Below are 9,012 nucleotides of genomic sequence, written 5' to 3'. Positions count from 1 at the left end.
CCACCACAGGAGCCGCCTCGACAGCCTCCACCGCCTTCGGCGAACCAGCCGGCGCCGACACCTTACGCGTCGCCCGACGACGAGAACGCCCCTTCGGAGCAGCCTCCACCACCGGCTCAGGCTCAGCCACCGGCTCGGCCTCCACCACCGGCTCGGGCTCAGGCTCAACCACCATAGGAGCCGCCTCGACAGCCTCCACCGCCTTCGGCGAACCAGCCGGCGCCGACACCTTACGCGTCGCCCGACGACGAGAACGCCGTCCGCCGCCCACTCCCGCCGCGGCCTCCGCCTCGGCGACGCTGCCGTAGAGCTCCTCGTCCGGCATGAAGTCGGGCGCGGGCAGCGCGATCGGCGCGGCTGCTTCCGCAGCCACCTCGGCCTCGCTCTCCACCTCGGCCTCGGTGGTGTCCACGACGTCCGTCTCGATGCCGCTGGCACCCTCGCCGCCACGGCCACGCTTCTTCGAGCGCTTTCCTCCACCACCAGCCGCGGCCGGCTGCTCCATGTGGACGATCACGCCTCGGCCGTTGCAGTGCACACAGGTCTCGGAGAACGACTCCAGCAGGCCCTGACCCACACGCTTTCGGGTCATCTGGACCAGTCCCAGAGAGGTCACCTCGGCCACCTGGTGCTTGGTCCGGTCCCGGCCCAGGCACTCCAGCAGACGCCGCAGCACCAGGTCCCGGTTGGACTCAAGAACCATGTCGATGAAGTCGATGACCACGATGCCACCGAGGTCGCGCAGCCGTAGCTGGCGCACAATCTCCTCGGCCGCCTCCAGGTTGTTGCGGGTGACGGTCTCTTCGAGGTTGCCGCCCTGACCGGTGAACTTACCGGTGTTGACGTCGACCACGATCATGGCCTCGGTCTTGTCGATGACCAGCGAACCACCGCTCGGCAACCAGACCTTGCGGTCCAGCGCCTTCATCAGCTGCTCGTCGATGCGGTACGTCGCGAAGACGTCGACCTCAGAAGTCCACTTCGACAGGCGGTCGGCGAGGTCCGGGGCCACGTGCGATACGTAGCCGTGGATCGTCTCCCAGGCTTCGTCACCGCTGACGATGACCTTCGAGAAGTCCTCGTTGAAGATGTCCCGCACGACCCGAACGGTCATGTCCGGCTCGCCGTAGAGCAGACTCGGCGAACTGGTGGAGATCATCTTCGACTTCTTCTGGATCTCCTCCCACTGCGCCTGGAGACGCTCCACGTCACGACGCAGTTCGTTCTCGCTCGCACCCTCAGCCGCGGTCCGCACGATGACCCCGGCGTCTTCGGGGACGATCTTCTTGAGGATGCTCTTCAGACGGGCACGTTCGGTGTCGGGCAGCTTGCGGCTGATGCCGGTCATCGAACCCTCGGGCACGTAGACCAGGTAACGGCCAGGCAGCGAGACCTGGCTGGTCAGGCGAGCACCCTTGTGACCGATCGGGTCCTTGGTGACCTGCACGAGCACGGACTGGCCGGACTTCAGCGCGGACTCGATGCGCCGCGGGCCGTTGGCCATGCCGAGCGCCTCGAAGTTGACCTCGCCGGCGTACAGCACGGCGTTGCGGCCCTTGCCGATGTCGACGAAGGCGGCCTCCATGGAAGGCAGGACGTTCTGGACCTTGCCCAGGTAGACGTTGCCGACGTACGAGGTGGCCTGCTCCTTGTTGACGTAGTGCTCCACGAGCACGTTGTCCTCAAGCACGCCGATCTGGGTGCGGTCACCGTGCTGGCGGACCACCATGACCCGCTCGACCGCTTCACGGCGCGCGAGGAACTCCGCTTCGGTGATGATCGGTACCCGACGACGCCCCTGCTCGCGCCCCTCACGGCGCCGCTGCTTCTTGGCTTCGAGCCGCGTAGAGCCCTTGATGGACTGCACCTCGTCCGAAGGCTCAGCCTTCGGGCGCGGCTCGCGGACCTTGACCACGGTGCGTTCCGGGTCATCAGCGCTGGTGTCGGCTTCCGCCGGAGTGTCACCGCTGCGCCGACGACGGCGCCGCCGACGACGGCTGGAGCTGGAACCGAGTGCGGCTCCCTCGTCCTCGTCCAGCTCGTCCTCGTCCTGCTCGGTGGGCTCGGCCTGGTCCTCGGTGTTGTTCTCCTCGGACTCGGTGGACTCCTCCAGCTCCGGGGAATCGCCACGACGACGACGGCGGCCACCACGGCGGCGACGGCGCGTCGGACGCTCGCCGGACTCCTCTGCGTCCTCGTAGTCCGCGGCTTCCTCGTCGCCGGACTCCTCGGACACAACGGCGGCATGCTCGGGCTCCACAGCCACGGGCTCGGCTGCCGGCTCGGGCTCGGCTGCCGCACCTCGGCGGCGACGGCGGCGGGCCGCCGGCTGCGGCGCGGGAGCGGTCTCCACCTCCTCGACGACCTCTTCCTCGGTCGCTTCGGTGGCGAGCTCCGCCGCGGCGGCGGCAGCAGCCGCGGCCGTCTCCGGCGTCTGGAACATCGGTTCGGTGAAGACCGGGGCCTGGAAAACCGGTGCCACAGGACGGGTTGCCCTACGGGCCCGGGTGGGCGCGCTCTTCGCAGCCTTGGCGGGCTTGGCCGAGGGCTCCTCCGCGACCGGCTCCGTGGCCGACTCTGCGGAGCTGCTGGCCCGGGTGGCACGACGGCGGGACCGGCTCTTGGGCCCTTCGAGCACATCGGCGACCGTGACCGTGCGGGTGGCGGCGGGGGCCTCCTGTGCCGCTTCGGCGGTCTGCTCGGCAGCGGGCTCGGCCGCAGCCGGGCCGGGCGCGGCAGACGTGGCCTTACGCACCGCACGACGACGCGTACGGGCCGGAGCAGCCGAAGCCTCCTCAGCCACCACCGGAGCCGCGACCTCAGCCGTGTTCTCGGTGGCCACAGCCTCCTCAGCCACCGGCGAAGCCGTCTTACGCACCGCACGACGACGCGTACGGGCCGGAGCAGCCGAAGCCTCCTCAGCCACCACCGGAGCCGCGACCTCAGCCGTGTTCTCGGTGGCCACAGCCTCCTCAGCCACCGGCGAAGCCGTCTTACGCACCGCACGACGACGCGTACGGGCCGGAGCAGCCGAAGCCTCCTCAGCCACCACCGGAGCGGCAACCTCAGCCGTGTTCTCGGTGGTGGTCTTCTCGGCGGCGTTCTCAGCGGTGTTGTCGCCGGCGACCGGCGGACCGGCGGGCCGGGACGCCGCCCGACGCCGACGGCGCGGGGGCAGGGTGTCACTAGGGCTGTTCTCCGCGGCGTTGCGGCGGTTCTCAACCTCAGGCGATTCGTTCTCAAGCATGCGGGCGGTTCTCCCGTCACGCTCCCGGGCGCCGCGCCTGTGTCCAGTCCGCCGCAAGCCGCAGTCACATCACGGTCTCGGCGTCCGGGGCGCGTGCGCCGCACGGGAGCTGTTGTCTCACTCGCCGGTTCCCTACGCTCTACACGTACGGCCTGGCGAAAGTCTCCTAGGTCAGAGCGCGGCCCGACCCAGGTGGCTCCCGGATTCCAGGGCTGCGCTACGACGACCGCTCCTTACGCGGTGCCTTCCGGCGCCTTCGCGTCGGCGGCAACGGCGGCCGTGGGTGGGGCGGCCGTAACTGCCTCGCGGTCGGGCGCGAGCGGGTCGGTCACCGTGCCGGACTCCTCGTCGAAGAGCCCCTGCGCCAGCCTGGTCACCGCAGCGGGGACCGGCGGCGCCAGGTCGGCCACAGCGCGAAGACCGGACAGGACGTCGTCGGGTCGCACGGCGGGTGTCACGTGCCGCACAACCAGCCGCAGTATCGCACAGGCACTGTCCGGCGTCCTATCGACAGCGACGGGTGCCGGCAGCGCTTCCAGGCTCACGACCGCGCCCCGCGCGTCGAAGGCGCGCATACCGCTCTTGGTACGCCGCTCCACCTCGACCGTCTCGGCGGCCAGGAACGCCGTCACCGCGCGCTCGGCCTCATCCAGCGTCACCCGGTCCAGCCGTAGCTCCCAGACGGACGCGGTGAGCCGGTCGGCCAATCCTGAGGTACGGGCCTCAACGGCGTCGGTGACGTCCAGGCCGTCCGGGAGCGACTCGTCGAGCAGTTCCCTGAGCTTGCCCGGGTCACGGGGCGCGGTGAGCGCGATCTCCAGGTACTCGGCCTCACTGCCGGTGCCGGTGGGCGCGGCGTTCGCGTAGGAGACCTTCGGATGCGGGGTGAAGCCCGCCGAGTAGGCCATCGGCACCTCGGCACGGCGCAGAGCCCGCTCGAAGGCGCGCTGGAAGTCTCGGTGGCTGGTGAACCGGAGGCGGCCCCGCTTGGTGTAGCGCAGGCGGATGCGCTGCACTGCCGGTGCGGGCGGCGGGCCTTCGGGCTGTCGCTTGCCCAGTGGTTCTTCTCCTCGGTGCGGGGCGCGAGCGCTCTGGCTCCGCCCTATGACGTGTGTCGCAACCGGCGCGGCGTCGTGGCCGCACCCTCGGCTGTCGTACTACCCAGAGTACGCGCCGGTGACCTCGGCGGTTCCCGGGGAGCCGGACGGAACACGGCTGTGCCAGGTCGGGAGCACCTGAGGCAGAGGAACAGAACAGGTGTTCAGGAAAGCCTCGGCGTTGTGCCCGGCACCCTCCCCCACCCCCGCCGATCAGCAAGGGCGGGGTTGTGAGGGGTCCACGCTGTTGCACGCGGTTGCACGGATTCACCCGAGTGCGGCGAGCGCCTTCGTGATCAGCGCGCGGGCTTCGGCTCCGCGCACGGCGGACCGGGACAGCTCGGAGAAGGCCCGAAGGTAGGTACGGATCTCGCCGGGCGTGGTCAGGTTGATCTCTGCGGTGAGGGTCTCCACCGCCACCTGTTGATCGTCGAAGGCGTAGAAGGCTTCGAGCGGCCAGACGGTACGGCGTGCCCGTGCGGGGATGATGCCGAGGGATACGTTCGGCTGTCCCATCACCGAGAGCACGTGGTCTCGTCATGACCACGAACACCCCGGCCGATCAGGTCGAGCGTCACGCCTGCCCGAAGTGCGATGCCCCTGCCGGTAGCCCCTGCGAACGACCACGGGCAAGGTGGCAGCGAACTACCACACGGGCCGCTTCGCCCTGGTGCCCGCGCTCAAGGCGGAACTGAACGTAAAGACTCCGACCGACCGCAACCCCGGCAAGGCGTGGACGGAGGGCGCTCCTGTCACACAGGTGCCCGACGCGATACCGGGCGCAGCGATTCGACTGGGCTACGCCCGTTGCTCCACCGTTGGACAGGAACTCCAGTCTCAGTTGGACATGCTTGCCCGTGCCGACTGCACCCGCGTGTTCTCGGAGAAGATCAGTACCCGTGTGAAGGAGCGGCCGGAGCTGGAGAAGGCGCTCACGCTGGCACGGGAGATCAAGGCAGCCGCACCGAATCAGCCGGTCATCCTGACCGTGGTCGAGATGAAGCGCCTTGCCCGCAGTGCGTCAGAGCTGATGACGTTGTCTTCCACCCTTCAGGCGGACGGCATCCAACTGGAACTCCTGTCCGGTCCCCTTCAGGGCGTGTACGACCCGAACGGGGCAGGTGCCATCGTGTTCGCCGTGCTTGCCGTCAGTGCAGAGGTGGAGCGGGAAGGCATCCGGGAGAAGACGTTGGAAGGGCTGGAGGCTGCGGCCCGTAAGGGCAACGTCGGTGGGCGTCCGTCGGTCGTGGACGATGACACCCTGGCCGTGGCCCGTGCCCGGCACGCCAAGGGAGACAGCGTCACGGCCATCGCCAAGGCCCTGGGAATCGGCCGTGCCACGTTGTATCGGCACCTGGGAGAGAGCGCCTGAGACAGGCGCACAGACGCTTACGCAGGCCCCCGGCATCAGTCGGGGGCCTCTGTCATGCACCGTCACACACGGGCCTGCCGGGCAGGACAGGGCAGGTCGGGAGCGGCACGATTCGGCGAGCACGTCACCAGGGCGACGGAGTGGAAGACAGTGCCCTTCAGGTAGTGGCCGAGGGATACGTCTCCTCCCCACGTCAGCCGCTCCACTGCGGCCTTCACCAGGAGAACCAGCCTGGTCACTTCCCGATCCTCATCAGAGGCGAAGCGAGGTGCGTACTCCGCAAGCTGGAGACCCAGCCACTCCCCGGCTTCCTTGGGCTCCGCCCATGTCCCTCTGATGAGCGAGGGCGGTTTCATGAGCCAGTGCGCCGTCTGGATCGGAGGCAGGTCGGCAGTCGGGAACACGGCCACGGCTTCTCGGTACCGGTCGTGCACCTCTTGCTCACTGGTCGCCGCCGGGGCCTGGCCGGGCGGTCTGCGGATGCTCTCCCTGTCGAACGTCTTCTTCTCCCCCACCCATGCGTAACCGTGGTTGTGCACCGCTGCTCCGTTCCGAAAGATGACGACGGCCCCGCCCGTCGGCGTGAGGGCAGGGCCGTCAGTTCAGGTGGCGCCGTGGATCAGGCGGAGAGGTCGAAGCGCGCGGGGTCGATGCCCGCCGCGCTCAGCTCGGCCGTGGTGAAGCGGAGCGGCTGAGCGTCCGGGCGCTTGCTGTCACCCATGGCCCACGCGTCCGGCCCGATCTTCGCGAGGGTTACGCACGCCTCGCCGTCCGGGTGGGTACTGCCGCCGCACGCCTTCGAGAACTCGGCTCCCTCGATCGGGAGCCCGTACAGGTCGGTCATCGTTGTGCCCTTCCTGATCTGCTTCACGGCCGAGCGAGTGCCGGCCGCGCCCCGCCCTCGATGGAGCGGAAGTCTTGGATGGGTGCTTCGGTTTCCCTGGGTCCGAAGCGGTTGCCCTCACCGCCCAGGGCGGCACCCAAGTCAAGGGGCGGACCGGGCCGGAACCTGGGCACGTCAGCCCAGACGAGACACGTCCTGTCTCTGCTCAACGGCTTGTCGATCGGGGGACTACCTGTCTCCCGCAGGGAGGGCAGCGGTGACAGGATTCTGTGATCGGCTCAGGGAGCCGAGGGCACCCGCAGTGCCTCTGCGATCTGCTCGACCGCGTCAGCGCGGATCATCCCGAGATGGACGTACGCCTGCCCGGTGTGTGTCACCACGGGCCTGACGCTGCTCCACGCGGACTCGGGAACCCCCAGGGCGGCGAGTGCCGCACGTATGGACTCCGTCGCGTCCGTCGCCTGAGCTCTGGCGTCCCTCCACGTCTGCATGTCCATCAGTGGCCGGTCCCGTGCATCCGAAGCAGGATGTTGCAGTCGGCGACCGTGGTGCTGTCGTGCTCCATCCCGGCCGCCTTCCGGAGCTGGCCGAGCCGCGCGCACTCGGGGCACCCGGGTACTGGACGGGGCGCAGGGCGCTCCTCCCGGAGCGGCAGCTCCACCGGCACTTCCTGCCATTGCGTGGGTTCTGTCCTCGTCACCGTCGCGCCCTCCCTGTCGCTTCCGAGGTCGATGAACAGACCGTAGAGAGCGGGGTCGTGAGGGGTCCACGCTGTTGCACGCGGTTGCACGGATTCACCCGAGGGCGGCGAGAGCCTTCGTGATCAGGGCGCGGGCTTCGGCTCCGCGCACGGCGGATCGGGACAGCTCGGAGAAGGCCCGGAGGTACGTACGGATCTCGCCGGGCGTGGTCAGGTTGATCTCTGCGGTGAGAGTCTCCACCGCCACCTGTTGATCGTCGAAGGCGTAGAAGGCTTCGAGCGGCCAGACGGTACGGCGGGCCCGTGCGGGGATGATGCCGAGGGATACGTTCGGCTGTCCCATCACCGAGAGCACGTGTTCAAGCTGGGCCGCCATCGCGGCATCGTCGCTCACCCGGTAGTAGAGAACCGTCTCTTCGAGCACCAGGGCGAACCGATGGTCCCCTTCCCGGATCACGCGGGACCGTTGGGCCCGAGCCTGCACGGCGTCCGCCACATCGTCCGGTGTCCCCTGAAAGGCCGTGATGGACCGTAGGAGCCCTGTCGCGTAGCCGGGGGTCTGGAGCATCCCCGGCATGACGTTCGAGGCGTACACGCGAAAGGAGCGGGTCCGCTGGTACAGCGGGACGGTCTGCTCATGGATGCGCCGCATCCCGTCACGGTGGATCTGCCACCACTCGACGTACATCGACTCTGCGTTTCGGGACGCAGCGATCAGATCGGCCGCGTGATCGTCGGCCCCGCAGGCAGCGCACCAGGCACGGATGTCTGCGTCCGAGGGTGGCGTCTTGCCCCGCGCGATCCGGGATGACTTCGACTTGTGCCAGCCGCACAGAGCGGCCAGCTCATGCCCTGTCAGGCCAGCGTCTTGCATGAGGCCCTGCAAGCGGGCAGCCACAGCGGCTCGTGCCGCTTGGGCGCTGGAGAGTGGAGAGGAAGGCATGAGCTGACCGGTCAGGAATCAGACGGCGTACTTCTCGTGCGGGATGGCTCGCTCCCACACCGCTTCGAACGCCGACGCGCACAGATCAACTGCGGCAGGGTCTTCCGTCTGGTCAGTGTGGACCCACCGGCCGACGCCGTCGAAGACGTTGAACTGGACAAGGCGGCCGTCGAACAGCCAGAAGTCGTTGCCCGGCAGGGCAAGGTCCGAGGCGTTGCGACGGGGCAGCCAACGGATCTGCTCTCCGGCCGCCACGTTCGTAAAGGAGCCCGAGTGCTCGAAGGCGATGTAATCGCTGACCGGCTCCGAGACGATGCGGGCACGTCGGATGACCACGCCCTTGGCCGTGACCTCCTGAACGAGGTCGAGCCAGGGACGCCACCACGAACCCCGGTCCTCAGGGTCGAGCCGGCGCCCTTGCTTCCACGCGGCGAAGCCTTCGATCTCGTTCTCGACGCCGTACGTGTCGCGCATCTCAAGATGCACGGCTGACTCCTGCACTGACCTGATGAGGTCAGAGAAGTCAGTCAGACTCTGCGACACGGAGCGCCTCCCTGAGAAGCGGGATCATCCGCTTCGGAACCCTGATCACCGACTCGTGCCCGGGGATCGGCACATCTCGCGAGCTCTCGCCCGTGGTCCGCTCGTCTGCCGTCCACCCCTGGATCACAAGATCCTTCGACTCCTGGTCCACCCACACAGCGGGTGATCCGTTGAGCTTGCTCCGCTTTGACGGACACCCTCGTTGTGGTGGTCAGACCGCGAGTGTGGTCTCGTAGTCGGCGGGGCTGCGGTAGCCCAGGCTGCTG

General features: G+C 68.7%; 10 protein-coding genes. 1 reads left to right on the top strand and 9 read right to left on the bottom strand.

The window, feature by feature from the left end; genetic code table 11:
- The 3 genes from ACFYMC_RS00050 to ACFYMC_RS00040 form a co-directional block, all read right to left on the bottom strand.
- A partial coding sequence (locus ACFYMC_RS00050; RefSeq protein WP_388517021.1) for an Rne/Rng family ribonuclease occupies positions 1 to 3,247 on the bottom strand: 3,247 nt, incomplete at its 3' end.
- A gap of 233 nt (positions 3,248 to 3,480) precedes the next feature.
- A complete protein-coding gene (locus tag ACFYMC_RS00045; RefSeq protein WP_388516346.1) occupies positions 3,481 to 4,263 on the bottom strand; it encodes a TIGR03936 family radical SAM-associated protein in 783 nt (260 codons plus the stop codon).
- 348 nt (positions 4,264 to 4,611) lie between these two features.
- Positions 4,612 to 4,872, bottom strand: a complete 261-nt coding sequence (locus ACFYMC_RS00040) for a Scr1 family TA system antitoxin-like transcriptional regulator (protein WP_388516343.1) — start codon at positions 4,870 to 4,872, stop codon at positions 4,612 to 4,614.
- A 106-nt stretch (positions 4,873 to 4,978) separates the two neighbouring features.
- Here ACFYMC_RS00040 and ACFYMC_RS00035 point away from each other — a divergent pair, with 106 nt between their 5' ends.
- Positions 4,979 to 5,716 carry a recombinase family protein gene (locus tag ACFYMC_RS00035; RefSeq protein WP_388516340.1) on the top strand — a complete coding sequence of 246 codons (738 nt, stop codon included), beginning with the start codon at positions 4,979 to 4,981 and terminating at the stop codon, positions 5,714 to 5,716.
- Between the two features lie 62 nt (positions 5,717 to 5,778).
- Here the strand turns inward: ACFYMC_RS00035 and ACFYMC_RS00030 are convergent, their stop codons facing one another.
- The 6 genes from ACFYMC_RS00030 to ACFYMC_RS00005 all read right to left on the bottom strand — a co-directional run bounded on the left by ACFYMC_RS00030 (position 5,779) and on the right by ACFYMC_RS00005 (position 8,746).
- The gene (locus tag ACFYMC_RS00030) at positions 5,779 to 6,255 is read right to left on the bottom strand and encodes a hypothetical protein (RefSeq protein ID WP_388516337.1); all 477 of its coding nucleotides are present in this window, start codon (positions 6,253 to 6,255) and stop codon (positions 5,779 to 5,781) included.
- An 80-nt stretch (positions 6,256 to 6,335) separates the two neighbouring features.
- Positions 6,336 to 6,560, bottom strand: coding sequence for a DUF397 domain-containing protein (locus tag ACFYMC_RS00025; RefSeq protein WP_073773495.1), 225 nt, complete (start codon positions 6,558 to 6,560; stop codon positions 6,336 to 6,338).
- Positions 6,561 to 6,838: 278 nt separating this feature from the next.
- Positions 6,839 to 7,051: a hypothetical protein gene (locus tag ACFYMC_RS00020; protein ID WP_388516334.1), complete on the bottom strand. Its 213-nt coding sequence runs from the start codon at positions 7,049 to 7,051 to the stop codon at positions 6,839 to 6,841.
- A gap of 5 nt (positions 7,052 to 7,056) precedes the next feature.
- A complete protein-coding gene (locus tag ACFYMC_RS00015; RefSeq protein ID WP_388516331.1) occupies positions 7,057 to 7,260 on the bottom strand; it encodes a hypothetical protein in 204 nt (67 codons plus the stop codon).
- A gap of 94 nt (positions 7,261 to 7,354) precedes the next feature.
- Positions 7,355 to 8,203: a helix-turn-helix domain-containing protein gene (locus ACFYMC_RS00010; protein ID WP_388516328.1), complete on the bottom strand. Its 849-nt coding sequence runs from the start codon at positions 8,201 to 8,203 to the stop codon at positions 7,355 to 7,357.
- A gap of 18 nt (positions 8,204 to 8,221) precedes the next feature.
- Positions 8,222 to 8,746 (bottom strand): DUF6879 family protein, encoded by a 525-nt coding sequence (locus tag ACFYMC_RS00005; protein ID WP_388516325.1) that lies wholly within the window; start codon positions 8,744 to 8,746, stop codon positions 8,222 to 8,224.
- Between the last annotated feature and the right edge of the window lie 266 nt (positions 8,747 to 9,012).

The sequence above is a fragment of the Streptomyces sp. NPDC006879 genome (assembly GCF_042869595.1).
In the GTDB taxonomy this organism is placed as follows: Bacteria; Actinomycetota; Actinomycetes; order Streptomycetales; family Streptomycetaceae; genus Streptomyces.
This window is presented reverse-complemented; position numbering and strand designations above follow the sequence as displayed.